This is a genomic window from Methanosarcina sediminis (assembly GCF_052056915.1).
Classification (GTDB): domain Archaea; phylum Halobacteriota; class Methanosarcinia; order Methanosarcinales; family Methanosarcinaceae; genus MTP4.
Map to the genome: position 1 here is coordinate 264406 of NZ_CP195119.1, position 25450 is coordinate 289855.

Annotated in this window: 25 protein-coding genes and 2 tRNA genes; 14 read left to right on the forward strand and 13 right to left on the reverse strand. The window is 43.1% G+C overall.

All coding sequences use genetic code 11. The features are described 5' to 3' along the window. Positions 1-812: 812 nt before the first annotated feature. Positions 813-1277, reverse strand: a complete 465-nt coding sequence (locus tag ACSAZK_RS01075) for a hypothetical protein (RefSeq protein ID WP_440955594.1) — start codon at positions 1275-1277, stop codon at positions 813-815. 728 nt (positions 1278-2005) lie between these two features. Between ACSAZK_RS01075 and ACSAZK_RS01080 the strand changes: the two genes are divergently transcribed. The 4 genes from ACSAZK_RS01080 to ACSAZK_RS01095 all read left to right on the forward strand — a co-directional run bounded on the left by ACSAZK_RS01080 (position 2006) and on the right by ACSAZK_RS01095 (position 4056). Then, positions 2006-2338: a DUF2551 domain-containing protein gene (locus ACSAZK_RS01080; RefSeq protein WP_440955595.1), complete on the forward strand. Its 333-nt coding sequence runs from the start codon at positions 2006-2008 to the stop codon at positions 2336-2338. A 66-nt stretch (positions 2339-2404) separates the two neighbouring features. Continuing rightward, complete coding sequence (locus tag ACSAZK_RS01085) at positions 2405-2806, forward strand: hypothetical protein (RefSeq protein WP_440955596.1); 402 nt, start codon at positions 2405-2407, stop codon at positions 2804-2806. A gap of 110 nt (positions 2807-2916) precedes the next feature. After that, positions 2917-2989, forward strand: a tRNA-Gln gene (locus ACSAZK_RS01090). A gap of 347 nt (positions 2990-3336) precedes the next feature. Then, positions 3337-4056 (forward strand): CDGSH iron-sulfur domain-containing protein, encoded by a 720-nt coding sequence (locus ACSAZK_RS01095; RefSeq protein ID WP_440955597.1) that lies wholly within the window; start codon positions 3337-3339, stop codon positions 4054-4056. Positions 4057-4177: 121 nt separating this feature from the next. Here ACSAZK_RS01095 and katG read toward each other — a convergent pair whose 3' ends face one another. The 4 genes from katG to ACSAZK_RS01115 form a co-directional block, all read right to left on the reverse strand. Then, positions 4178-6376: a catalase/peroxidase HPI gene (katG, locus tag ACSAZK_RS01100; protein ID WP_440955598.1), complete on the reverse strand. Its 2199-nt coding sequence runs from the start codon at positions 6374-6376 to the stop codon at positions 4178-4180. Between the two features lie 1384 nt (positions 6377-7760). Continuing rightward, positions 7761-8108, reverse strand: a complete 348-nt coding sequence (locus ACSAZK_RS01105; protein ID WP_440955599.1) for a hypothetical protein — start codon at positions 8106-8108, stop codon at positions 7761-7763. A gap of 293 nt (positions 8109-8401) precedes the next feature. After that, positions 8402-8566 carry a hypothetical protein gene (locus ACSAZK_RS01110; RefSeq protein ID WP_440955600.1) on the reverse strand — a complete coding sequence of 55 codons (165 nt, stop codon included), beginning with the start codon at positions 8564-8566 and terminating at the stop codon, positions 8402-8404. 345 nt (positions 8567-8911) lie between these two features. Then, positions 8912-9667: an MBL fold metallo-hydrolase gene (locus ACSAZK_RS01115; protein ID WP_440955601.1), complete on the reverse strand. Its 756-nt coding sequence runs from the start codon at positions 9665-9667 to the stop codon at positions 8912-8914. A gap of 97 nt (positions 9668-9764) precedes the next feature. Between ACSAZK_RS01115 and ACSAZK_RS01120 the strand changes: the two genes are divergently transcribed. Continuing rightward, positions 9765-9849: transfer RNA gene (locus ACSAZK_RS01120), tRNA-Leu, on the forward strand. 311 nt (positions 9850-10160) lie between these two features. Here the strand turns inward: ACSAZK_RS01120 and ACSAZK_RS01125 are convergent. Both ACSAZK_RS01125 and ACSAZK_RS01130 read right to left on the reverse strand, forming a co-directional pair. Beyond that, positions 10161-10619 carry a hypothetical protein gene (locus ACSAZK_RS01125; RefSeq protein WP_440955602.1) on the reverse strand — a complete coding sequence of 153 codons (459 nt, stop codon included), beginning with the start codon at positions 10617-10619 and terminating at the stop codon, positions 10161-10163. Positions 10620-10955: 336 nt separating this feature from the next. Further along, positions 10956-11162 carry a hypothetical protein gene (locus tag ACSAZK_RS01130; RefSeq protein WP_440955603.1) on the reverse strand — a complete coding sequence of 69 codons (207 nt, stop codon included), beginning with the start codon at positions 11160-11162 and terminating at the stop codon, positions 10956-10958. Positions 11163-11485: 323 nt separating this feature from the next. On the opposite strand from ACSAZK_RS01130, the gene ACSAZK_RS01135 reads away from it, so the two are divergent. The 5 genes from ACSAZK_RS01135 (at position 11486) to ACSAZK_RS01155 (ending at position 14726) form a co-directional block, all read left to right on the forward strand. Beyond that, complete coding sequence (locus tag ACSAZK_RS01135) at positions 11486-11734, forward strand: hypothetical protein (protein WP_440955604.1); 249 nt, start codon at positions 11486-11488, stop codon at positions 11732-11734. Between the two features lie 388 nt (positions 11735-12122). Then, positions 12123-12713, forward strand: a complete 591-nt coding sequence (locus tag ACSAZK_RS01140) for a nucleoside deaminase (RefSeq protein ID WP_440955605.1) — start codon at positions 12123-12125, stop codon at positions 12711-12713. A 133-nt stretch (positions 12714-12846) separates the two neighbouring features. Next, the gene (locus ACSAZK_RS01145; RefSeq protein ID WP_440955606.1) at positions 12847-13884 is read left to right on the forward strand and encodes a hypothetical protein; all 1038 of its coding nucleotides are present in this window, start codon (positions 12847-12849) and stop codon (positions 13882-13884) included. Between the two features lie 52 nt (positions 13885-13936). Further along, positions 13937-14485 (forward strand): DUF4386 domain-containing protein, encoded by a 549-nt coding sequence (locus ACSAZK_RS01150; RefSeq protein ID WP_440957073.1) that lies wholly within the window; start codon positions 13937-13939, stop codon positions 14483-14485. Positions 14486-14552: 67 nt separating this feature from the next. Further along, complete coding sequence (locus ACSAZK_RS01155; protein WP_440955607.1) at positions 14553-14726, forward strand: hypothetical protein; 174 nt, start codon at positions 14553-14555, stop codon at positions 14724-14726. Between the two features lie 52 nt (positions 14727-14778). Here the strand turns inward: ACSAZK_RS01155 and ACSAZK_RS01160 are convergent, their stop codons facing one another. Together ACSAZK_RS01160 and ACSAZK_RS01165 are read right to left on the reverse strand one after the other, a co-directional pair. Continuing rightward, entirely contained in the window at positions 14779-16209 is a 1431-nt protein-coding gene (locus ACSAZK_RS01160; RefSeq protein WP_440955608.1) for a hypothetical protein, read from the reverse strand. A 505-nt stretch (positions 16210-16714) separates the two neighbouring features. Further along, positions 16715-17497, reverse strand: a complete 783-nt coding sequence (locus ACSAZK_RS01165) for a DUF998 domain-containing protein (RefSeq protein WP_440955609.1) — start codon at positions 17495-17497, stop codon at positions 16715-16717. Positions 17498-17670: 173 nt separating this feature from the next. Here ACSAZK_RS01165 and ACSAZK_RS01170 point away from each other — a divergent pair, with 173 nt between their 5' ends. Next, positions 17671-19446, forward strand: a complete 1776-nt coding sequence (locus ACSAZK_RS01170) for a UvrD-helicase domain-containing protein (protein WP_440955610.1) — start codon at positions 17671-17673, stop codon at positions 19444-19446. Here ACSAZK_RS01170 and ACSAZK_RS01175 read toward each other — a convergent pair. Beyond that, positions 19427-19630, reverse strand: coding sequence for a hypothetical protein (locus ACSAZK_RS01175; RefSeq protein ID WP_440955611.1), 204 nt, complete (start codon positions 19628-19630; stop codon positions 19427-19429). The genes ACSAZK_RS01170 and ACSAZK_RS01175 overlap by 20 nt on opposite strands. Before the next feature lie 257 nt (positions 19631-19887). Between ACSAZK_RS01175 and ACSAZK_RS01180 the strand changes: the two genes are divergently transcribed. Together ACSAZK_RS01180 and ACSAZK_RS01185 are read left to right on the forward strand one after the other, a co-directional pair. Beyond that, the gene (locus ACSAZK_RS01180) at positions 19888-21093 is read left to right on the forward strand and encodes a tetratricopeptide repeat protein (protein ID WP_440955612.1); all 1206 of its coding nucleotides are present in this window, start codon (positions 19888-19890) and stop codon (positions 21091-21093) included. A gap of 304 nt (positions 21094-21397) precedes the next feature. Next, positions 21398-21886, forward strand: coding sequence for a hypothetical protein (locus tag ACSAZK_RS01185; RefSeq protein ID WP_440955613.1), 489 nt, complete (start codon positions 21398-21400; stop codon positions 21884-21886). 79 nt (positions 21887-21965) lie between these two features. Here the strand turns inward: ACSAZK_RS01185 and ACSAZK_RS01190 are convergent, their stop codons facing one another. Continuing rightward, a complete protein-coding gene (locus ACSAZK_RS01190; protein ID WP_440955614.1) occupies positions 21966-22187 on the reverse strand; it encodes a hypothetical protein in 222 nt (73 codons plus the stop codon). 10 nt (positions 22188-22197) lie between these two features. Next, positions 22198-22446, reverse strand: coding sequence for a hypothetical protein (locus tag ACSAZK_RS01195; RefSeq protein ID WP_440955615.1), 249 nt, complete (start codon positions 22444-22446; stop codon positions 22198-22200). A 1339-nt stretch (positions 22447-23785) separates the two neighbouring features. Between ACSAZK_RS01195 and ACSAZK_RS01200 the strand changes: the two genes are divergently transcribed. Then, a complete protein-coding gene (locus ACSAZK_RS01200; RefSeq protein WP_440955616.1) occupies positions 23786-24136 on the forward strand; it encodes a DUF2173 family protein in 351 nt (116 codons plus the stop codon). A gap of 337 nt (positions 24137-24473) precedes the next feature. On the opposite strand, the gene ACSAZK_RS01205 is transcribed toward ACSAZK_RS01200, so the two are convergent. Next, entirely contained in the window at positions 24474-25412 is a 939-nt protein-coding gene (locus ACSAZK_RS01205; RefSeq protein WP_440955617.1) for a toast rack family protein, read from the reverse strand. Positions 25413-25450: the final 38 nt, after the last annotated feature.

Sequence of the window (25450 nt, forward strand, 5' to 3'; positions counted from 1 at the left end):
GTAATTATCTGGTTTTTGCAGGGTGATATATGTTTCTAAACTATTTTTCTTACTAAATAAAGGGTCTATCGGTAGGAAAGGGCATATTCCTATATGATATAGAATAGCCGGGTTTGCAAAATCATAGATTTTGACCCGCCTGGAAATCAATTCATATAAACTATAAGAACGGCCTCCTGATGCAGGAAATGGAGACTCAATTTAACAGGGGAAACATCTCAATTACTCATAGTTATTATATCCCGGATGGATTATTACAAAAATGAGTTTATGTTCACAAGCAGTCCAAAGTAGAAAAATTAGTCTTGAAGGAAATGAACCCAGGACGAAATAAGTATATATTTCCTGACAGTTATGCTGTTTTTTTCCAAAGTTTACCCATTGAAACAGGATTAAATAAGCATATATTTATATATTGTTTTTTGACCCATATATGCTAGACTACGTGGATCATAAAGTACTAAAAAAACACATATGATCTTTGGGAATTTTAATAACTATTTATGGAATGTCAATCTAAATTTTTGTGACATATGATTTTAGATAGTCATATATTGCCACATATACTCAGGCCATCCCCCAATATGCATGGTTAAATATAATATTGTATGTTAAAATAACGCGCATAAAATATAAATAAGATATTTTTATTAATGGGCTAGATTAAATTAATATGGGCAAAAATCAATATGATTAATGAGTAATAATATATTGTTACTCTTAATTTAATCCTCTATTTGCCCGATTTATGAGAAATATTTCACCAGGTCCTTGCAAAAAAACAGTATTTGATAAGAAAACGGAGTAACAATTTATAATTCGAGCCTGAGCTCGAAAATTTCTTCAAACTGCCTATATTTTTTACGGGCGCGGTACAGGTACTGCCGAATAGGGGCCTTTTCCCCGGCCCTTGCAAAGAGCGCTGCTATTTCCCCTTTCGAAAATACAGCCTCAAGTTTTTTGAAGTTTATGGCTTCAAGCCCTTCCAGATCCCTGACTACCGGATTACTTATAGGGATCGGGACAGGCAGCAGAGAAATGGGAGCTTCGTCCAGCCAGTTCCACTCCGGGCCATATATGATCGCATAAAATACCCCGCATGCCGTGCACTTTGTTGTAACTACGATTTCCTCCCCCGAAACATGATAGCTAATGCTAACCATTGGGGAGTCACAGTGCGTGCAGGTACCGATTTCATTTTCTTCAAGACTGTATGCGGGCATCGGGGTTTCCCCCATGTAGAGAACATTACCCTGAAGGTCATACCTGTAATCCATTATTATCACACCTTAACGTGGGCGGGAAGTTAGGGAGGCCTCTATGCAAGCAAGTCTCCCCATACATTTCTGTCTAAGGTAATAAAACTATTAAAATTCATCCCTCTCAGGACTGAAAATATGTGAAAATGCAAACAGTTTAACTTTGAAAGCCACAGAAGGTGAAAAGCGGGAAAAGAGAGAACTTATATTAAATTTCAGATGAGACCTTGATGATAATCAGAATAACCCCAAATTATGCCGGAGATCGGTTCATACAGGGGACTGAGGGGTTCGCGAGAGTCCTCAAGAGGAGCCCCCCATAAAATCGATACCAGTAACCGCCGGAGGAGAAATCTTTATATAGAAGTTACTCGAAACTTATTGAGTACCGGGGTAAATATATATTATAAGTTTTCAAAGATTGGAGGGTACTTTAAGGCCTATTTCAGAGTTTTACGCCATAGGATGTTTTTTTGAAAAAACGGAGGAATAATAAAAATATAGAAGTATGATTACTTTGTGGGCAAGTCCCCTAAAATCCAGCAAATATATTATTGGGGCGTAAAAAACAATATATCGAGGGAGGGCATATATATACATTAGAATTAATGGTATCAGTGATAAAAATATAATTCTCGAGCAAGTAAAAAAAATTATAATCATTCCCATCATAACGAATTAATTTACAAACCTATATATAGAGTTAAAACTGACATAGTTTACTGTATCAGTAGAGGTGGTAACACATGGGATCCATCCGTTCCAAAATCAAATCTAGAGTAGAGAAATTTATTGAAGTAGATTCCACCGGCTATCGAAGAGCAATTTTATGCATCTTTATTAAAGTCAAGAAAGCAACCATTGACGAGTTGCATGAAATGCTTGGAAAAAAATACAATGTTTCAAGGAATACGGTTGCATCCATGGTGGGATATATTCATTCAAAGCTGGGGATACTCAGGTCTCACAAGGAGTCCTATAAGACCCCGATGGTATACACTCTGCGGGAAGAATATCTGGATCTGCTTATGAAAGTCGTAAATACGCCACATGAGCCGTCAAGTGATGCAATTGCATAAAGACTGCTGCATAAATTTCAGATTGCCACATTAATTTTGATCTCATTCTAATTTTGCTGATGGACTATGTCACTTGTTAAAAACGCCCCAAGAACAGCGACGACCATTATTGTCCGCTCGGACGCAAATTCCCGCATAACTAAAACAAGGAACCCTTACGATGCCCTCATGCGGCGCATTTTCCAGGAAGATGCCACTGCCCTGAGAGGCCGGAAGTTCTTAACCATAATAGAAGAAAGGCAGGCTGCAGGCAACCCGGTCAGGACCGAAGAATGGGAAACGATGCTTGAAGAACTTCAGGTTGGACGTGCCTCTTTTTATGCTATGCGCAACAAGCTCCTGGGTGCAGGGCTCATCTCCATAAGCAAAGGAGAGTACAGGCTCTCAGGCCAGTTTTCCAGCGACCTGATGGACATGGCCCGCTGGTGGTGGACCGCTGTCCTGGACCAGAAAGAAGAAAACCTTTAAAGTAAACCTTAAAATTTCATAATGTGGGCCGAAAGGTATATATACAGATTTGTCCTTTAGAAGATACGCTCAGGGGCGCTCGAAGGCGTGCCCGAGAGTTAAATCAACGAAGCCCGGTAGTGTAGTGGTCAATCATGCAGGACTCTGGATCCCGCAACCTCGGTTCGAATCCGTGCCGGGCTATCTTAAACTCGTAAAGAATCCTACGAATGTTTCGTAGGAACTCCCTACCTTTTTTCCCTGAATAACAGCTGTTTAGCTAAGATGTTCAGTATTCTGCCACATCATTCAAGACAGATATCCTGACAGATGCCTCAAGATTTCCACAGCCAGAGTATCTCTGTACGAGACTTCCTTACTTAAGCCCTTCTTTTTTTACCTCAGGATACCCCATTCCTGAAGCTTCGCTTTAATCTCCTTTTCACGGGCGTTGAATGCGCTGCGATGGAAATGGAGGAATCATCAAAGAGGCGAATAGTCAAACTAAACATCCAGTACTGCATTATAAGAGGTAATGGGAGACTATGGTTATGGCAGTCAATGAGAAAGAAATGAGGATTAAGATAATCAAAGATGGACCGTATCGGGTTACAGGTGGAGTGCCGCTTTTCGAACAGATAATTGTCACCGATGACACTGGTCATACCAGAGAATTAATTGATATAAAGGAATACCCTCGAAAGGATGCCTACATCTTATGCCGCTGCGGCTCATCCAAAAACAAGCCCTTCTGTGATGGGACCCATCGCAAAATCGGTTTTAACGGTAGCGAAACAGCCAGTCGAAAGCCTTACCTGGAAAAAGCGGAAACGTTTGAAGGTCCTGATCTAAAACTCACCGATGTCCACGAGCTCTGCGATCATTCCCGTTTCTGCCAGCGGTCTGGTGGAATAAGGGATCTCATACAAAAATCGGACGACCCGGAAGCCAGACAAACTGCCATAGAGGAATCCATGATCTGCCCATCAGGACGGCTGGTCATGTGGGACAAGAAGACTGGCAAACCCTTTGAAAAAGAATTTGAACCATCTATTGTACTGGTTCACGACAAAGAAAAAAGTTGTGAAGGCCCCCTTTGGGTTCGAGGTGGTATCCCCATTGAATCAGCAGATGGCAACATGTACGAATCCCGGAACAGAGTAACCCTCTGCCGCTGCGGAAAGTCAGAGAACAAGCCCTACTGTGACGGCAGCCACTGGATGAGCAGCCAGCAGAAGCTCGAGTTCAGGAAGAAATGGGGCCTGGAATGAGTGAGTTCGTTGATTAATAGAGATTCTTAACTTGCGGAATAAAAAATAGAGAATTCGAGGGTAGCCTTCTTTATTTCAAAATATCCTCGAACTCTTTTTGTTGAAGACATGTATGCTACGATCAGGCGAGGTCGAAGCGATCAAGGTTCATTACCTTTGCCCAGGCCGCCACGAAGTCCTGGACAAACCTCTCCTGCGCGTCCGCGCTTCCGTAGACCTCGGCCAGAGCTCGGAGCTGGGAGTTCGAACCGAAGATAAGATCGACACGCGTGCCGGTCCACCTGACTTTCCCGGTCTTGCGATCGCGCCCTTCAAACATGTCCCCTGCGTCCGATACCGGCTTCCACTCAGTGCCCATGTCGAGCAGGTTCACGAAGAAGTCGTTTGTTAGCACCTCCGGCTTCCGGGTAAAAACGCCGTGCTGGGCCTGTTCGAAGTTGGTGTTTAGCATGCGCATACCGCCAACGAGCACCGTCATCTCTGGTGCGGTCAGCGTCAGCAATTGCGCCCTGTCAACCAGCAACGCCTCGGCTGATACGGTGTACTGGCTCTTGAGGTAGTTGCGGAAACCATCTGCGAGCGGTTCGAGTAAGGCGAAGGAGTCCACATCGGTCTGCTCCTGCAAGGCATCCATGCGCCCTGGCGAGAAGGGGACCGGCACATCGTGACCAGCGTTCTTCGCAGCCTGCTCGATGCCTGCACAACCAGCCAGAACGATCAGGTCAGCAAGCGAGACCTTCTTGCCGCCAGAAGCCGCACTGTTGAACTCGTTCTGGATCCCTTCGAGAGTGTTCAGCACTTTCGCCAGTTCGGCTGGCTGGTTGACTTCCCAATCCTTCTGCGGCGTGAGGCGAATTCGTGCGCCGTTCGCACCACCGCGCTTGTCGGAGCCACGGAAGGTGGACGCCGACGCCCAGGCGGTCGAAACCAGTTGCGAGATAGACAGTCCGGAGGCAAGGACCTTCCCCTTGAGGGAGGCCATGTCCTTCTCATCGATCAACTCGTGGTTGACCGCGGGGATGGGGTCTTGCCAGATGAGCTCTTCGGCAGGAACCTCCGGGCCGAGATAGCGTGCGCGTGGACCCATGTCGCGGTGCGTTAGCTTGAACCACACGCGTGAGAATGCTTCCGCTAATTGATCCGGGTTCTCGTAGAAGCGCCTTGAAATCTTTTCGTAGGCAGGGTCGAACCTCAAGGAAAGGTCAGTTGTCAGCATGCTTGGCGCGTGACGCCTGGACGGGTCGTGGGCATCAGGAATCGTGCCGGCGCCTGCGCCACCTTTCGGTTGCCACTGATATGCACCGGCCGGGCTTTTCGTCAATTCCCATTCGTAGCTGAACAGGATCCTGAAGAAGTTGCTGCTCCACCTCGTTGGCGTGTTGGTCCAGGTGACCTCCAGGCCGCTGCTTATCGTGTCACCGCCTTTGCCGGTGCCGAAGCTGCTCTTCCAACCAAAACCTTGCTCCTCGATACTGGCCGCTTCCGGTTCAGGCCCGACATGGGACGCAGGGCCGGCGCCGTGGGTTTTGCCAAAGGCGTGCCCGCCAGCGATGAGCGCAACGGTCTCTTCGTCGTTCATGGACATGCGAGCGAAAATATCGCGGATATCCCTGGCTGCCGCGACCGGATCCGGGTTGCCATCCGGGCCTTCAGGATTGACATAGATCAGCCCCATCTGCACGGCAGCGAGCGGATTTTCGAGGTCCCGATCACCGGAGTAGCGTTTATCACCACCCAGCCACGTTTCCTCGGAACCCCAGTAGACGTCCTGGTCCGGCTCCCAGACGTCCTCGCGGCCGCCTCCGAAACCGAACGTTTTGAATCCCATCGTTTCCAGGGCGACGTTGCCAGCAAGAATCATGAGGTCGGCCCATGAAATTTTACGGCCATACTTCTGCTTGATCGGCCAGAGCAGGCGACGTGCCTTGTCCAGGTTGACGTTGTCCGGCCAACTGTTGAGCGGCGCGAAGCGCTGCTGGCCTCTACCGCCACCGCCGCGGCCGTCACCGGCGCGGTAGGTGCCGGCGCTGTGCCACGCCATGCGAATGAACAAAGGGCCATAGTGGCCGAAGTCCGCCGGCCACCAGTCCTGCGAATCAGTCATCAGCGCCGCGAGATCTTTCTTCACAGCCGCCAGGTCGAGGCTCTTGAACTCTTTTGCGTAGTTGAAGTCCTCGCCCATAGGGTTGGACCTGGAAGAATGCTGGTGCAGGATCTCGAGCTTCAACTGGTTTGGCCACCAGTCGCGGTTCGGCATGCCTCTACCGGTTTCTTGTTTGTCTGCTCTTCCCGTATCAGGGTTCTTTCTGTCGTCAGTCATAACGTTACCCCCCATTGATTAAAAATTCAAGACCAAATCTCCAGTAGCCATCTCTTCAACCTTATTTCCTCCCGGAAGAGTTGAGTGCCGATTGCCAGAGGGCTTAATTTCGGTCTGCTTTCCAAAAGCTTGAAATTCTTACATGCTGTTTTGCCATGTCCAATTTGTCATCGTTTAAGGTATGAACGACATAAGCTTTAATAGGCTTCATCATAATACAGCTCGTATAAAGTCCATACGCTATTCTTTCAAACCGTCAGCTTCTTGTCGAATTTGCCTTTCCAATCCTGGAATTTCGTTACTTTAGGTCCTATGACTCTGATTCTGGCTATATTTCCCCCTTAATCATTACTATTAGTTTACTAACCTTGAAGAACTTATTCCAGCTCAGTAATCAACTACTATAGCCAAAGATATCTATTTAATTGGGATTGGGGCTCTTCGCTATTTTGTATGGGTTGAAAATAATTGATTAGTTAAAAAGTTGCCAAATTAAAAATACGAGAATTGAGCTTGAATGCGATTCTCATAAATATAGATGATTGAAATTCACAAATCTGCTCCATATTTGGAAATGGATGTAAATTACCCACTCAAAACAGCGAAGAGCCAATATTGATTATTAATCCCTGCCGTCCCTGCAAGCTCGTTTAAAGCCCTGTATACTCAAGATTTGGTAACCTTACCAGGACCTGCAAGCCTTCGGAGTTAAGGGCCTTGGCCTGCAGGTTGATAGCATCGAAGATCCACAGAGTGAAACATATAGAAGGACTATCTACATCTCGTATTTTTCGGGTAGCTTCGGAGATCCAGAAGTGTAAATACTCGCATCAGAACAACCTTCTTATAGAAACCGTTCCTGAGATCAAACCATTCATCGGCAAGTTTCAATCCGCTTTCCGTTTTAAAAACTATTTTTCTGGCTGGCCATACATTTTAAAGAGTTGCGTACCTGAAAAGAAAGTTAGAGGGGAGTTAGAAGAAAAGCCAGGAGAACTTAAGAGATCTTGAAAAATACTAAATGGGAATTCATGCTTTTTAGGAAACATCATTTCCTTTTTGTAGAATTCATTGAAAATTTCCCCGGGACTTTTGGAGCCAGCTCTCTAATGCGGACAACATTGGCCAGTTCTAGGAAACTTCCTGTTTTTGGTATGGGCATCACCTAACAAAAGTATTACTTTTTATCCGAAACTGCACCCTGAAAGGCAAGATCAGAAGCTTTTGGAAATCCCCCGTCCTTTTTGTCCAAAATACAAAAATATGTCCCGGGACTTTTGAGGGCAACACGCCATATATGGATAACACTTGTCCTCAAGAGGGGGCTAAATGAAAAAAATATTAAGAAATATCATTAAACATTATGAAATACTTACAAGGCCTTTCAGCTGTGACACTCCAGATTTTCTTCGTACTTCTGCATGACCGTGGCTGCGGCTTCTTCCCCAAGTTTTTCCTCTACAACATTCAGGAAAATGATTATGTAGTCAGGGGGAACGCAGCCAAGGCTCTCTTCCCCACTCAGGATAAGGGAGATGAGGTATTCCAGGTCCCCGGGGGAAATTCCACTTACTCTTCGATGGAAATCAATGGCGTCCTTAGAGTAGTGGTTTGCCAGGGGAGGAAGAATCGAACGGTAGGGAACTCCGGAGCCTGAACAGAGCAGGTCTTCACATTCAGGTGCAAGTTTTTTCAAGAGGCCAATGTCTTTTTCGGAAAGGATTCTTGCCATGAAAGATCACTCCCTGTGAAATCCGAAAATAATATCCGGATATAGAAGTATTTTTACGAAATTATAAAGGAAACGTGTTAAAGGAAATGTGTGAAAGAAAATCTTAACTGAAATCTAATCTTTTCCAGTAATATTTTATTCAGGAATTTTACCAGGACAAAAGAAGATTCTATTTTCTTCTATTTAAGAAATGGTTTTCTACCTCCTTTCTGTCTCTTTTGCCTTATATTCTCTGCTTTCTTTCTACCTTCTTTCTGCCTCTTTTGCCTTAATTTCGTCAGGAAATCATATTTTTAATCCCGGAATGTCCAGATACCAATTCGATAAATAAGCTGGGAAAAAAGGTGCCTGACATAGAGTCCTATGAAAAGTACCACCGTACATTCGAGCTTCAGGAGAAGTGGGAAAGATAGTATGCAAATGTTGACGTCAAGCATTCGGCCTGTGAGGTCTGCCACGGACAGCCGGAAGGGGGGTATGCGGCCAATAATGTCTCCTGGCCCCAGAGGTATGTGCGGCCGGAAGTCGATCTCTCCAGCAAGCCACTGAGAGAACCATCATGAGGCGCATCTAGTGGGGTACTGCAGGAGCACCTATGGAGCGGTCCCGAGCCCTGCTGCCGGAGATCTATAACCTGAACGAAAATGTCCTGCCTGAGGTATAGGCGTGACGGAGTGTAGAATTACCTGCACAGTCTGCCACACTCCGCATAAGAACCGGCCAGTTATTTGAGTTAACATTTGAGCGAATATGTTGAGACAACTGGTGAATTAAAGTATAGAGTTGACATTTTCGGTTTAATTTTACAGTTCAAGGTTCATGAGGTCTTCTGCCAGGATTATTTCCCCGTCAAAGTTCCCTTTCAGCCGGTATATGGCTTCTCTTTCGTGTCCCCGCATTTCGGGATAGAAGTGCGTCAGGCAAAGACTTCCTATCTCGTCCCTGTACTCGTCCAGCATATCTGAGAGGGTCGACGGGGTCGTATGGTTCGTGACCTTCATGCCTGCGGGAAAGGAGCATTCATGGATAAGGAGGTCAGCCTCGACTGCCAGGTCCAGGACGTCCCTGCAGGGCTCCGTGTCTCCGGAGTAGACGATTTCCCCTTCCCCCGACATTAGCCGGTAAGCCAGGGTCGGGACACTGTGTACGGCAGCCGCGCAACTGATTTCACAGTCAAACCCCTCGGGTACGAACTCCTTTCCCGGAGAGCACTCAATGACTTTCACGTCCACCTCCTCGAGAATGTACTCATAAAGCCCTAGCAAGTCAAATAACCAGTCCTCAGTTCCCTCAGGCCCGTAGACCCGCATATCGGTTTTTCCCATGAGCCAGTTCGCCTTCACGAGGCAGAGCAGGTCCGCAACATGGTCCAGGTGAAGGTGAGAGAGCAGTACGGTATCAATCTCCGTATGCCGGACCCCGGTTTCTAAAATCCGGTTCAGAACGCCGCTTCCGCAGTCGATAAGCAGAGGTTTTTCCTCAAACTCCACAAGTACACCTGACTGCACCCGACCCTTCTGGGGGATCGCAACTCCTGTGCCAAGGAATGTAATTTCCATGAATTAAAGAATAAGCTTTAAATAATTTAACTTTATTTAAAGAATGCTCGCATTAAGGAGTTTTTGCGGCTAAAAACAGTTCAGCTTTTTTCGAAGAGCGAGGGTTGCCCAGCCCGGCCAAAGGCGCCGGACTTAAGATCCGGTATCGAAGGATTTCGTGGGTTCGAATCCCACCCCTCGCACTTTTTTTAATTCTTTAAAGTGAGGCAGATATCTCTAAAAAACACAACGCATTTTTGCAAAGATTCCGCAAAGCCGATTTTTTCTAAAATATTCTTAACTAGAAAATCCATTTTAATAATTCTCATTGACTGAAAAATAAGATTTTTTTGTATGCATTTCTGTAAGAGTTATGCGCAACCGTTAATTTACAAAGTTGCCATGACAAAAAAATAACTTTATCATTTAATTTATGTTTTTGCCGATTAAAAAGTGAAAAGTCTGTGAGAAAAAACTGTTGTAAGTGGGAAAATATGTGGAAACATTAGATTTCTCAATATTCTACAGCCTCTATAAGAATAGGAATAGGTTCACGGAGTCTATCATAGGGAATAGTTTCACCAAATACAGTGTATAAACGTATGCTTGCTGAAGTATGACTGTCTAAGATTTCCAGGTTAGCTTCATTTGTAATTTGGTCATCCATAGTCACCTTAAAGGTATACTCTCTTTTTTCCTGTTGTAACCATAGACTCAAAGGACGAGATCGTGACACATCACTTCCAGGTTCCAAACTGTATGTTTCGTTTATTATTGATTTGTTATGTTGATCAAGTACTTCCACTGTTACTTCATGACTATTAACGTCATGATTGTGTATTACAAAAAATGGTGCTAAAAAATACGGTGATGCTGGTTCCTTAAAAATGAAAGAAAGAGATACAGAGATAAATAAAGCAATTATTAGAAGAACTCCTATAACAATAGGCTTATTTCTGATCTTACTAACCAAATAAACCATCTCTGAAATCCTGTACTTCTACTAAATGCTACAGAATGTTTCAAAAAATCTAATGGCTGTTTAAGTATATAATAGCACCTGAGATATAATATACTGAAGTTCTTTATCAAAGCAGATTTGTTTTTCAGAATTTATATAAGTTTGTAATTTAGTGCTTATGTCTACAAATTTATTTTAAAAGCCGTTCATGTATTAATTTCTAAATGTGCTCATAAACTTTTTCATGGATTTAGTTTTTAAGTTTATCCCCCCATAATTTACAATTCTATCTTTCATCCTCTTCAAGTACTCCTATGCTTAATTCCAGTCTCCCTTGCCTCTTAGGGGTCAAAGCCAATATCCTTTGTTAATCTCTTCCTCATTAATGAAAACTTGAGACGTGGTAACATCCAAAGGCTGATCCTCAATATTATTAGCTACTTTTCCAATGTAGACCAACCCATCAGCCTGAATCTGTTTTTTCTCTAAAAACCTTATATCCCCATCAAACTTATTTTCAAGATGTTCAACATATTGTAAAATTGTCCTGCTCAAAGGTTTGGAATATTGAGATCCTTCCTTAGCTTTCTCTGATTCATAATCAATAAACGACTCGGACTATCTTCATACAATCTTTGGAAAAGAAGCCAGAGACATAACGCCCATTTCATATTCTTCAAAGCCCGGGCGCTCTAAAAGAAAGTGTTACTTTAAATAATACAACTTTTTAAAACAAAATTTCAGAATATTTTTATACAAGCGACATTCTTTAGAAATTATGAGTTTCTGAAGTAATATTGAAAAAATTGTTGAAATAATTCTGAATATAAATTCTAATGGAGAAATGATGAATTATTTTTATTTCTGAAATCTAAATATTGGGAGTAGATAAAATGAATGGAAATGATGTTACACAATTAATTATCAAAAGTTCAAAAGTAAAATCTACACTTGTGCTAGTTTTAATTTGTGGAGTCTTAAATATAGGTACAGACTTAAGTGTTGGTTTAGTTCCAGGTGTAGGAGATGTTGCCAATTCTGCTATTGATACAATACTTACTATTCTTCAGGTAGGGTCAATTGCTTTATTAAGTTCGAATGGAATTGAGTATATTCCAAATGAATGATTTAAGTATTCACTTTCATCTCTTTAATTTTGTAACATTTTCTTCCTCGTATTTTTTGCTTTTCTTCCAAGCTGGTTTTTGCCAGCAGATTACAAGTGAATTATCGCATCTAGCCAGATTTAATATATAATTCAAAAGATAATTGAAGCACTATTTTGAGCATTCGCCGGAAAACCATTCTAGAAGAAGATAACGTTGCTGTAGAAGCAAATACAAATAAGACGTATAACCAAACTTAATCTGGGAGAGGGAATTGAAATAGCGATCAACAGGAATTTACTTTAAAATTGTCAATGTAATTTAATATGGTAAACAGCATCAATCAACCAATTTAAATATCTTAATGATGCCGAAAATAATTCTATCATGATTTGAAAAGGGGGATCCTATGAAACACTTCATCACAAAAAACACGTCTGTTACGGAAGAGGCGCTTAACGTCATCGCCCATTTGCCCACGAAAAGTCTTCCTGCAATAGTTGAAGATGAATTCTTCGCTAAACTGAGCGACCGCGATATTATGCGTATAGCCGTTTTACTTGCGCAAAAAAGCTATGATGAGGGGGGCTGCCCAATCGGGGGCGTCATAATCGATAACAATACGCACCGGATTGTCGGAAAAGGACATAATACGCTTGTGCAGGACAACGACCCTTACAACCACGGGGAAACTTCCGCCATACGCGATGCAGGACGGCAGGACTTCAGCGAAACCACGATTTTCACAACGCTCAGCCCCTGCGACGTTTGCGCCACCTTGATATATATGCGCCAGTTCGACCGCGTGGTCGTCGGGGATGTTACGAACGCCTCGGGCAATGAACGGATGCTGCACGAGAAGGGCGTCAAAGTCGATATCCTTGAAGATCCTGTGGGAATAGCACTGTATGCGAAATACCGGGCTGAAAAGCCGGAACTCGACATGGAAGATTGGAAGGGCCTGGCTGCCGTTCGAAAAGCCCGACAGGACTTTGCTTAATAAAGATTTTTCCGGGTTTCTTACTCTGGAACCTTAATTTGCTCACATAATATATTTTTTGCACAAAGTTTATACTTTCTAAAAATTAATATATGTCGTATAAAACCAGATCACATGTAGATGATACAAAAATATGGCCAAAACCAGATTACTCAAAGGTGTTGCACACGACCTGGCTGACAGCTTTACAAGTGCGACGAACTATATATCCGGTAACTATATGGAATATATCATGGCCGTATCCCTGCGTGATCAGGTTAAAGATATAAAATTTGATCTTTTCAATGAAACTGTCAGTCCGGGATGCTACAGGTCGGAAGACACTAAGATATGCATCGAAAAATACAAAAGATGGTTTTTTAGTCGCATAGAGAAATTGGGCTTTTCACCAGACGATTTTCATTCACTCACTCTTCATATAGCAATAAGGGACATTGAAAATGTAGGATCGGAAAACAATCATAAACTTCAGGAAGTGTCTGTAACAGTAAATATTCTAATGGCTGAAGGAAAGGAAATATCTTACACAATTATTGATACATGGCAATACCCTGATGATATGAGTCATTACAAAAAAATAATAGAAAACATGGATTACCAGGGGTCATGGGGAAAGTTGTCTTCCCCTGAATTAATACTCATCAAATCCCTGTCAGACGAAATTTTTGGAAGGAGAAAACTTATTCAGATCAGTGAATATTTTAAGTCACAATTTGCAGTTTTGGGGAAGAGAAAAAATGTTCGTTTGATAGTATCTTTAACTTCAACAGAAAGTTTATATGAAACTTACAAATGGCTCGAATTCGTTAGCAGACGCCTATTTAATGCAAGTGGTTATGACCCCATATGGGGATCTTACTTCAAACCCATGTTAAATGTAAGAGTATTCAGAGCAAAATGCTTTGGAAAAATTGAATATGATATACTGGAGGAAGAGGGATTGCATTTTATACGCGTTCGTCTGGATTTGCAGAATAAAAAACAATACGTTGAAATCGAGCAGAAATTAATTGAAAAACAGGAAATTACCGAAGCCAGAATAACTTATGATTACAAAAATATAACGCCATATACCGTAAATCTGGTTCGGAAAGACGCGGAGTTCTTAAACAAGCTTTTCCATCAAGTTTTTCATTTTGAACGTGTTGACATACAATTGTCTGAACAATAAATCAAGCATACCATTGCTACATTGACTTAATTCTCCAACCTTTATCTTTCGCCTGGGTATTCTGAGCTTTATTATCATGGTTATTTTTGATGTGGTGGTTGCCTGGGCACTTTATGTTTTACTCAAACCGGTAAACAGGAGCCTTTCGTTGCTTGCAGCGTGGTTCAGGCTGGTGAATGGAACTATTTTTGGAATCGCCCTGTACAATCTTTTTAGCGTTTTGCAACTTTCAGGTGGGGCTGGCTACCTGAACGTATTTGAAACCGGTCAGCTGCAGGCCCAGGTGATGTTATTTCTCAATTCGTTTAACGATACCTGGCTGATTGGATTGATCTTTTTTGGCATTCATTTATTTCTTCTTGGTTATTTGATTTTCAGGTCGGATTACATCCCGGGAATTCTTGGCTTCTTGTTGATAATCGCATCTTTAGGCTATCTGATTGATAGTTTTGCAAATTTTCTTTTACCCAGCTATGCCGACTACGAAACAATATTTATGCTGATTGTTGTCGTACCCGGGGTTATAGGGGAACTGTCACTTACCCTATGGCTTTTATTTAAAGGTGCTAAGATACCTGAAACGGCGGCAGAACAGATATAAGTTGCAGTTTAAACCTATTCAATTTATACTAATTTCCGGGAACCGAATAGAAGGTACGCCTCAGAAAGTGAGATATGCAGACGAAAAACTCTGGGACCTCTGTGGAAAGTGGTACCATGAAGAGAAGGCTGAGTTGGAGGATTTCAGGCACTCATACGAAAGAATTGAGGATACGGAAAAACGCATGAGGATCAGGCATTGGGTTATCAACGATCTGGAATGTGAACTCAAAACAAGCTGAAAAATTCTATGTCTTGGGGATACCCATTTAAAAAACAAAGGAGATGGATGCCTTACTCAGGCTCCTCTTCCTCCGAAGGAACATAAGTCCTTATAGAACTTAAGTTGCCTGGGTGCTCTACGTAGAGCGGCCCCCAAGATGGGTTCGCATCATGCATAGTCTTCAACATGCCCAACATACGGTCGAAGATTATAGATACATCAGCATCCTTTGCGAGGGCTGCTGTTACCGCCGCAGCCACAACGTGGGCAGCATAGATTCCCTCAGCGAAATGTGCCGGCAAAGAACTAAGCTTCATCAAGAGAGTTCGCAGCTCTTCCACAATCCCCTCGTCATGATCGCGCCAGTTCTGGATCTCGCCCAAAGCGTGGTTTTCCAGGCTCTTCATCTTTGTATTTACCAGAACCTCAGCTACAATGTCTGCGGATTTCTTGGCGTCCTCGGCGCTGATAATGGTCATGCCCAACCTTATTGTGCGAAGGTCTTTATCCGTCTCAGCCTCGATGGCCTTTGCCCACTCTTCGGCTCCGGTGAAGAAAAGGCGCCGAATTACAGAGGCAGCCAGATATCCGCGGAGAATATCTGCGGGATGATAAACGTGTAGTTTGCCAAGATTACTTAGCCTCCCATCGCCGCCAAAGGCTTTATTCAGACCCCTGAAATAGCCAATGAGACCTATTCCGGCAGCTGGCCCCATGTTCAGTATACCCATGACATCGGAACCGGTCTCATCGATCTTATCTGCCCAGTAATCTGGCAGAATTGGATTAATATTCCCCTTCATAAGCTCGTCCCTGACAGTATTGGCCAATTCTGCACGGAGACCAATGTCTGCATGAAGAATGTCATGCCCGGCAGTTTCATGGCCAAGTGCAGACCATGCGAGGATGCCGAGCCTGGCGTTAGCAGGTGGAAGGCTGACGATGGCTGCTCCCAGTCCAAAGATGGAGGTTGCATCCACAGGCCAAGTATAAGGACCAAAATCCGGCCGACCCCACTTCACTAAAGGAGGGATGACGCCCAGATCTGGAGGTTTGACGCCTCTTCTGTCCTCCGCGGAGAGGAAGCCATCATAGAGATCGCTCACAACTTCCTGGAAGGCATCGGTTGCCATCTCGTAAAATCCTTCTCCATTCTGGAGGATAACATGAGCGATGTCCAACATCAGGCCTGCCGCTCGCTCCTTATCCGGGTCGTCCAGGAGAATCTGGATGAATCCTGGCTCTCCCAGTCGATCAAGCTCGCTAACAAATGGATCGAAGACAGTCTCGCGGTAAAGGGGTGGAAGCTTCTCCCTGCAAGCCACAAGCCTTCCCCGCAGCTCATTATACTTTGTAGGATCTTTTGGCCCCATTTCGGAATCTAGAGCAGCCCTCATAGCATCATTAATGCACCTTTCCAAATTGCTAAAGTCCGGGTGCGACTCAAAAACTTCTTCCTCTTTCGGTTCTATTATTGCCTGTCTAACCAAACTTTTATTCATAACAACTCTTAACCCCCATTATGGTGTGATGTGCAAAAAAAGAAACATTCATATATATAGATGTAAATATATATAAATGTATACATGCGTTACAATTCAAGATAGTGTGACGAAATTTCTGCAAACTCTAATTTGAGAATCAACCCTCTAACCCCCCAAATTCAGAACTAACAAAATCACTTTTTTGCATCCCATATCAAGCAACGAACTGGCCACAAACTACAATATATAACGCTAAATATAATTAAAATGCAATATAACGTAAGCACCGTAAAACCGTAACCAAACCTAACTGAACCCAGCGGGTTGATTCAAGTTTATGATAAAATCAGGCGGCTCTTTTTTCTACAAAAGACAGCGCTGCACCATCGGCGCTGTCATTTCAATCAAAGGACTGCCTCACATGGTCACGGCATCTCACATCTTTCGTGGGGAAGGAGACCGTTTAATCGTTGATGGAAAGGAACTCGCTGTTACGAGTCCTCTTGAGCGAAGTTCCCGGTTTTTATGTCCTCGAATGTCCCATCAGGTAGCCGCCAAACCCTGTGACCCAGAGCAGGATCGGATACGCAATCCATCGCTCCAGTCCTCCCGGGCCAAGCGTAGCAAAAGGGCTTGCCTCCCCCATAAAAAAATAGAGAAGCAGGTCCAGCAACGCAATGCCTCCTAGTGTTGCGTCAACAGTAAAATGTCGTATGAAATCAGTCACAACTATCCAGAATTGTTCAATCCTTGAGGATTGACGCGACACTAGTACTACCGAGAAATAGTTCATCTGGGCCCTTTCTATCCTGGAGCTTGCAATTGCCGCTACTCCTCCTGCAACAAAGGCTATCAGCGCAAAGATCCCGTGGATGTCCCCGTAGCTCCCATTAAAAATACCCACTCCAAGTACATAGGTCCCTAATAAGCCGAGAGAAGCGGTGACAGCCCGGTCCCCGAATGCGTGCTGGATGCAGTAGGCAGAAGCGATGATCAGGAGACCGGAAATGGCCATTGTGGCCCCAAAAATTGTCGAAGAAGGCTGCATGATAATGCTGTTAGGCGGTTCCGTTGCCCTCAGGTCACTTATCATATTCTGCGCCGTACTGTACCCGGGATACAGAGTCTCAGCCGTAATGATTCCCAGGAAGGCCAGCACACCCTTAAGGAAGAGCAGTGACCCTGAATATTTTTTACTGTTTAATGGGTTGTGAGTTTTCAACCATCGAAATTTGATAAGCCCAAAGATGCCCGGATATTTATTCGTTGCGTTGGAAGGGCTTACTGTAAGGAGGGAGAGTCTCATTTGACCTCAGTATTTAATTTTTTTAACCCATTCTACATATTTTTTGTATTCATTTCTTTTTTAAACAAAAGTAATAAAATATAAAACAAGTTTCTTTTATACATTTAGTGCATACTCTTATACATATCCGAATCTGTTCCGTCATATTAATTGAAAGATAAAGGTAAAGTTTCATGGTTCTGAATGTCATTCCAAACAATTATTTTAAGCTAACAAACGGGGAAACAAAAGTCGTCAATAAGGTCAGGGCTCTGTACCATAAGGATGACCGGGAATGTTTCTTATATGTCCAGCCCAGGCTGAGGGAGTATAATCCTGATTTTATCCTTATTGACAGCTACAAAGGTGTCTGCATTATTGAAGTGAAAGACTGGGTTTTGAGCCGTATAGAGTCAATGAACAGGGTAGAAGTTACTTTTAAGAATGGAAACAATGGGGAGAATCCTGTCGCAAAGACAAATAAGTATTTTAATTGTGCTAAGGATATTTTTGAAAAAGATAGATTTCTGCTTGATGAGAAGGGGAAATTAAGATTTAAGGTTTACTCTAAAGTTGTTTTTACCGGGATGGACTCAAAGGATATCGATGATTCCGGCCTTAAAGATGTTCTTTTTCAGCCTCCTACAAGGTGCCTTGGTTCCGACCAGCTTAAAAAGCTGACCATAGATGATTTATTCAGCGCGGAAACCAGTTATCCGGGTCAAGTAATTATTTCGGTTATCCGGGCTCTTCTTTTCCCTGAAATTAAAATTCAGCACAAACAACACGAGTTGCTAGAATTTGATAATGAGCTGGACGAGATAAAGAATACTATTAAGGCGCTTGATTGCGAGCAGGAAAAGTTTGCCAAGAAGATCCCTTACGGCCATTATATGGTAAGCGGGGTCCCCGGGAGTGGAAAGACCGTAATATTGCTGGCCAGGGCTATTTTTTTCCTCAAGGAGCACCCGGACTGGAAAATTAAAATCATAACTTTCAACCGTTCCCTCGCAAAGAAGATGCAAAACAGGTTCAAGGCCCTTTATACCGACCTTCACCTGATGGGGCTCCATTATGAAAATATTTCAATTTCCACTTTCCATAAATTAGCGATGGATACGGCAGGCATCGTTCCTCCCCAGGGTGCGAATTCGAATTTCTGGAACCGGGAACTCCCCCTAAAAGCCCTCGAAAAAGCCAGACCGAAATACGATGCCATTCTCATAGACGAATACCAGGACTTTCGAGACGAGTGGTTGAAGCTCTGCCTCGTTCTTTGCAAAAAGCAGGAATACAACGGGACGGTGAGTGAAAACCTATTCATGGCCGGGGACCGTTTACAGAGCATTTACAATCCTCACGAACACACTTGGAAAAGTCTGGGGGTAAACGTAACAGGGAGGTCCAAACTCCTGAAACATTCGTATAGGTCCGGAAAATCCCACATTGACCTTGCCCTTGATTTCCTGATGTCTGACGGCAGCATGAAAAAGGAAGTCGAGAGATTTTACGACGGTCGGGAAGGAATCGAAAACGAGCAGACCGGTGAGAATTTCATCGACTTTCTTGAAGGTGGCTTTGAAGTAATCAATGATATCCTGAATAAAGTCTTGCTGGATATGAGATATGATCCGGAAGATGTGCTTGTCCTTGCTCCCACCCATGCAGACGCAGAGCGGCTTTACTTTAAACTTGATCCTTTCCTCAAGTCAAAGAGCATAATAACAAAAGACATCGTACCCGGGAAAATAATCATAACAACATACCATTCTTCCAAGGGCCTGGAATGTAAGGTGTGTGTCCTGTTGAATGTCAATAAATTAAATGTTAATAAGGCTCAGGATAAGAAACTCCTTTACGTAGGGATGACCCGGGCATCCCAGAGACTGTACATCCATGCCCGTGATTTTGAGTCCGAAAGTTTTGCCAGGCAATTGAAGTACGGGGAGTTTAATCAACGGGAAGTTTGATCAGGCTACCTGAATTTGGCTTGTATTTCAAAAGTTTCTGGGGGCTATTTTCCTGAGTTTCCCCGGACTTCACCACGAGAACATGCCATTTAATTATTTTTTTACATGGCTTTTTTGTACAGGCAGATTCAATGTCCGGTATTTTACCATCTGGCCCCAAAGTTCTTCTTATGGAAATTTCCATACATATATTGATATCCAGCAGGTGTATATCTAAATTTCAAAGCCGCTACTTAAAATAGGTTTGCAGGATTATTTTAAATACGATCAATGACTTTGGAAGACGATTCATCTAAGAATTTGCCGCTCATCAGGGGAGATGGGACACTGAACTTTAGTTTAAAAAGTGCCGCCCTAAAATGGAAGATTTTCTACCAGAAGTTTCTCCTTAAATCCTGAAATACAAATTTGCTCCTAACACAATAATCCCGGACCGATATTATGAAAGATAATCCCATAAGAAAGACAGGCAATAAGACCGGCGGTAAGACCGTCAGTAAGACAGGTAGCACTTCATCCGAGCGCCTGAAAAATGCCCTCAAGCCCTATGAAAAAGCCCTTGCAAAAAACCCTGAGGATGCAGCCGCCTGGGCAGGCAAGGCAGCGGTGCTGCTCAGGTTCCACGTGTACAAAGATTCTCTGAAGGCCTTTGATAAAGCCCTTGAAATCGAACCTTTAAACCCCGGATACCTCTTTGAAAAAGGTTTCGCGCTCTTAAAGCTCGAAAGGGAGGAAGAGGCCTTGCAGGCTTTTGAGTGGGTGCTCGAAATAAAACCAGAGAGTGATAAAACCTGGAACCTAAAGACCTCGGTCCTCTGCAGGCTCGGACAGCAAGAAAAAGCTCTTGCAGCCTGTGAAAAAGCTCTTGCTTCCAATCCTAAGATCGCGGGCGCCTGGCACGCAAAAGGCACTGTGCTTTCTGACCTTGGCAGCTACGAAGAAGCCCTCAAAGCCTATGATGAAGCTCTCAAACTCAACCAGAACCTTGCAAGAGCCTGGGAAGGTAAGGCTTTTGTCCTCTACAAGCTGGACCGGTTTATGGAAGCCTTAAATGCATACGATACCGCCCTCAAACTAAACCCGAACAATGCAAAGACCTGGGTCGGCAAAGGGCTTGTCCATCTCAGGCTCAGCAGGCAAAAAAGGGCCCTGGACACCTTCAATAAAGCCATCTCAATAAAGCCTGATTTTGCAGAGGCCTGGCTCTATAAAGGTGAGGCCCTGGCCCTGGTAGATAAAAATGAAGAGGCTCTGAGGGCTTATGAAAGAGCTCTCAAGATCAAGCCGGACTATGCTGAAGCCTGGAAAGCCAAAATTTCCGTAAGCTCCAAACTCGGAATTGAAATGGATGAAGAGGATATGGAAGAGGAATGGAAAGAGGAATGGAAAGAGGAAAAACCGGAAATAAAGAGGAGTACATGGACACGGAAATCGGATATCGGGGTGGAAATTAAGAACGCCGCTAAGGAAGGAAGATATAATAAGTTCGGCAAAAAAGAAGAGCAGGGTCCGGAAATAAAGAGGAATACATGGACAAGGAAGGCGCAAGAAGGAGAGGAAACTAAGAAATATATGGGGAAAAAGACTGATAAAAAGAGAGAGGGATCAGAAAGGAAAACAGGGAAAAGAAAAGAGCAAAAGAAATGAGTTAAAACCTGTTGCATGCAGACGTGCGTTCTTTCAGGTAGTTGATCAAAAACCCACTTTGAAAAGTAATTTTTAAAAGTGGGGCATTTCTTCTGTATTTTATACGTTTCAACTTCCAACAGCATAAGTCCCCTTCCTCGGAGGCCGCAGGCCGACAGGTAGGGGAGGAATGCGTCATCTGTAACAGAATAATATTATTCACACAGTAATCTGAAATATTTATGGTGAAATTTAGATATGTATGGAATCCACAAAAACCATTCAGCTAAAAATCCTGAATCAGGATCATGACTTGGTGGAAACCATGCAAAAATACGCAAAAGGCATGAACTACGTTTCCGGGGTTGTTTTCAGGAATGGTAAAACCATTGCCGCAAGAAAACTGCAACCTGTGGTCTATTCCCATCTCAGGGAAAATATGGGGCTGAAATCCCAGGTAAGTTGCAACATCCCAAGACAGGTTGCCGGAACTTACAAAACCATAAAAGAATTCATCAAAATCGGAAAGAGTAAGTGGCAACAGGTGACTTATTCGCCGTCCTCCATGACCCTTTCCTATAAGCGGGACTATACCATAACAGAAAATTCGGTAAACATAACAACGTTCAGTTCAGGGAGAAAACCGTACAAAATTCAGAACTACGTTTATGCCAAACATTTTTTCGAAAAACCCTGGAAATTCGGAGCCTCGAAGGTTGTAAGGCATGATGATGGTGAGTATTATTTCCATCTCACGGTTTCCCAGGAAATTTTTGTGTTCTGCGTTTTTCCAGACATCCATCCCAAGTACTAAATAAGTTCTGAATGTTCTGCGAGTTTACGTCAGAAAATCCTGAATTTCTCCCGAGGCTCCTGCAAAATGAAAAAATCGGTTAATGTACTCTCATTCCTTTAAGATTTGCTCTCTGGCCCGCCAGCATCCCTTCTCTTCGTAATATTTTTCCCGCCTGCGATGCAATAGACTCCGTGATAGATTCCATGTAGTCTGTTGGGTCCAGCAGGTTTTCCGGTTTTTCTTCGGCAAACCAGTTGCCTCCCAGGTATTTTTCATTCGAGGTAGCCAGGTACTCTTTCCATAACTCAAAGTGGAGCATACTGGGGTTTTTATCTTTGAGTTTTGCAGAAAAGTCCTGAAATGCCTTCGACAAGCACATAATAGGTCGGGTTCCAGTAAGGCAGGATTTCAGGAGAAGTCATCATGCCGGTTTCTGCGACTATCCCGTCTTCGATAGAAACGACCTTCGTATTTTCAGGCGCATAAAGGTCAACACCGCAGTGGTGGCGATCTCCCCAGAAAGAACCCGGGTAACCTTTTTTTGGTATTTTTCCTGAAAGGGTCTTTTCAGGGTCCATTTTACAAGGGTGTGTTTATCTTATGTTTTTGATTATTTTTTAATCGCAGTACTGCTAAAAAACAAGTTTTCTATCGCTGTTTTTTTATACCATTACTTACATATATACAATTGGTCCATAGGGCTAGTCCCAAATGTATGAAGAAGACGTACGAAGTAGGTATTTGACTTAAATAAGTAGTAACTTGAGTAAGTAGTAACTTAACTGAGTAAGGACTTAAATAAGCATTAACTAACTGAGTACAGAACGAAACTACATTAAATTGGACTTTAAGTGAGTAAGTAAATTAAGTAAATAATTAAGTAAGTAAATTAAGTAAGTAAATTAAGTAAATAATTGAGTAAGTAAATTAAGTAAGTAAATTGAGTAAATAATTAAGTAAGTAAATTAAGTAAGTAAATTAAGTAAATAATTGAGTAAGTAAATTAAGTAAGTAAATTGAGTAAATAATTAAGTAAGTAAATTAAGTAAGTAAATTAAGTAAATAATTGAGTAAGTAAATTAAGTAAGTAAATTGAGTAAATAATTAAGTAAGTAAATTAAGTAAGTAAATTAAGTAAATAATTGAGTAAGTAAATTAAGTAAGTAAATTGAGTAAATAATTAAGTAAGTAAATTAAGTAAGTAAATTAAGTAAGTAAATTAAGTAAATAATTAAGTAAGTAAATTAAGTAAATAATTAAGTAAGTAAATTAAGTAAATAATTGAGTAAGTAAATTAAGTAAATAATTGAGTAAGGACTAATGAGTACAGAACTAAAATGCATTAAAACTACGTTAAATTGGGACCAAGCCTTATGGATCGCCCTTTAAGGGTTTTTTCAGTACATTGATTCTTGGTTAAATCCTTTTAGTTTTAGAATGCAATTCCTTCACTATAATTCCTTCAGATTACCAGTTTTTCCTGTTTGTTTCAACTCGACGGAGCTTCCGGCTTATTTTTAGTTTTCAAAACTTCATACTTACAGACTGCATCTGCGGGTCTTGCCAAAAAAACGACAGTTTCTCCATTGAAGGATTTCTGTATGAATGCATCTATTTTTGACTTTCAGGAAAGATTTTGTAGATTTTCAGTGCATGGAAGATGTTTGATTTTTAAGTTTTCAATTTCCTTCTTTTAATTTGATATATTTATATAATATTAAGCGAATCATTTTTATTACTTTATATGAAAATCAGGCTCATAGAAACCATTATTTCACGGAACCATTTTATGCACATGTGGAATATGGAGATGAGCCTGTGGACCTGTGAACAGTAGTTAAAGCATGAATAGTAAGCGTGAACTTTAGTTTGCGGGTAGTTTATCAGCATATACTGAATTTAGTTGGGGGGAAATGTATGAACAGAAAAGAGTGCAACCTATCGTTAGATGAACTTCTCAAATTTGATGGCGTAATGGCAGCCGGGATTTTCAGTCCCGAAGGAAAGCTTGTGGATTACAAATCCAAAACCGATATGCCTGAAGCGATGGCCCGGATGACCGCCAAGTTCTGCGGAACCGTGAACATGACTTTCGATGCTCTTGCCAGTGCCTACACGGAGCTCTTTAAGATGAACTGGGTACCTCAGCATAACTGGATGTACAGCGGCGGCGACTGGACCGTTATGATCTCGGGCACACGGGGAGTCTTTGTCGAAAGCTCAAAGGCCGATATAGAGAAGCTCCTCAAGGCTCTCGGAATGTGTTAACACCTTTAATAGCATGCTCGTAAATAGCCTGATTAGCTAGCCCTGATTAGCTAGCCCTGATTAGCTAGCCCTGATTAGCTAGCCCTGATTAGCTAGCCCTGATTAGCTAGCCCTGATTAGCTAGCCCTGATTAGCTAGCCCTTTTCAGGCAGATCTGCCCTTAAGGTTACGGTAGATGCCAGGTGCGGAGGAATATATGGGGCTTACGTGGTTGAACTGGGAAATCAATAGCATTAAACCTTCAACCTTCTAAGGCATAACTTTGACTGAAACGTTTAATGAGCTTGATTTTGTAGCTCAGCTGCGCAGACCCTCAATAATAAAAAGCTTCTTCTACTCAATCAGCCAGTAGCAATTTAATTGCCCCGGCATTCGAAGAAGCTTTGATCTTCAAAGTAACATCCGATTCCCCATAGGCATCGTTGATATAATCGCTTCCTTCCCTGCCAAAACCGTCGGCTTCGACATGGCCCGGAGTTAGTAAGTCAACGTAAACTCCTGTTTCCCGGGGCAGTTTTAGGGTGATATCCCCGGTGTTTACTGATACTTCTATATCAGTATCGCTGCTCCAGTTCCCGGAAAGGTCTGCGAGGATGATTCCGCTGTTAAGCTTCATCTCCATGTTGTTCAGGGAAGCATAACTGCCGGCAAGTTTTGCATCGATGTTCCCGTTTACGGACTCTATCGTTAATGAAGACAAAGAAGGATAGTTTCCAGGCAGACCGAGCACGACATTCCCATTGGAGTTTGTAAGCTCCAGCTCTTCCAGCAGCGGCTGGTTTCCTGCGATTTCTGCTTCCATATTCCCGTTTCTGACGCTGAGCTCAAGTGTTTCCAGCGAAGAACTGTTTAGGGAAAGGACAGAATTTCCGTTCTCAAGCTCCGCCTTCAGAACCATTGGCAGCTCCTCGTTAAGGAGCAGGTCCCACTCGTTCCGGGCTCCGCTCCCACCTCCGCGTGCCTCTGGCTGCCGTACACTGAGTTCTCCCTGCCTATCCCGGACACCGTACTCGATTTCGGGCTTCCATTCCGCTACATTGTACCTGAATTCGGTATCCAGCAGCTCGTCCGAACCCCCGCTGATATTCATATCTCCGTTTATCATCTCGAGTTCCACATCTGCAGCTTCAGCGCCGTCAAGTCCAACCGTCCGGGACTCAACCTGCAGTTCTCCTGCCTCCATGCAGCCGCAACCCAGCAGCAGTACCGCCATGAGTGCCGTCAAGCTAAATATTAAAATAACCCGGGATGCCTTCCCTGAATCTCGTTTCCTCATTCCTTATCCTCTTCCGTAACCCATTATGTTCCGTAACC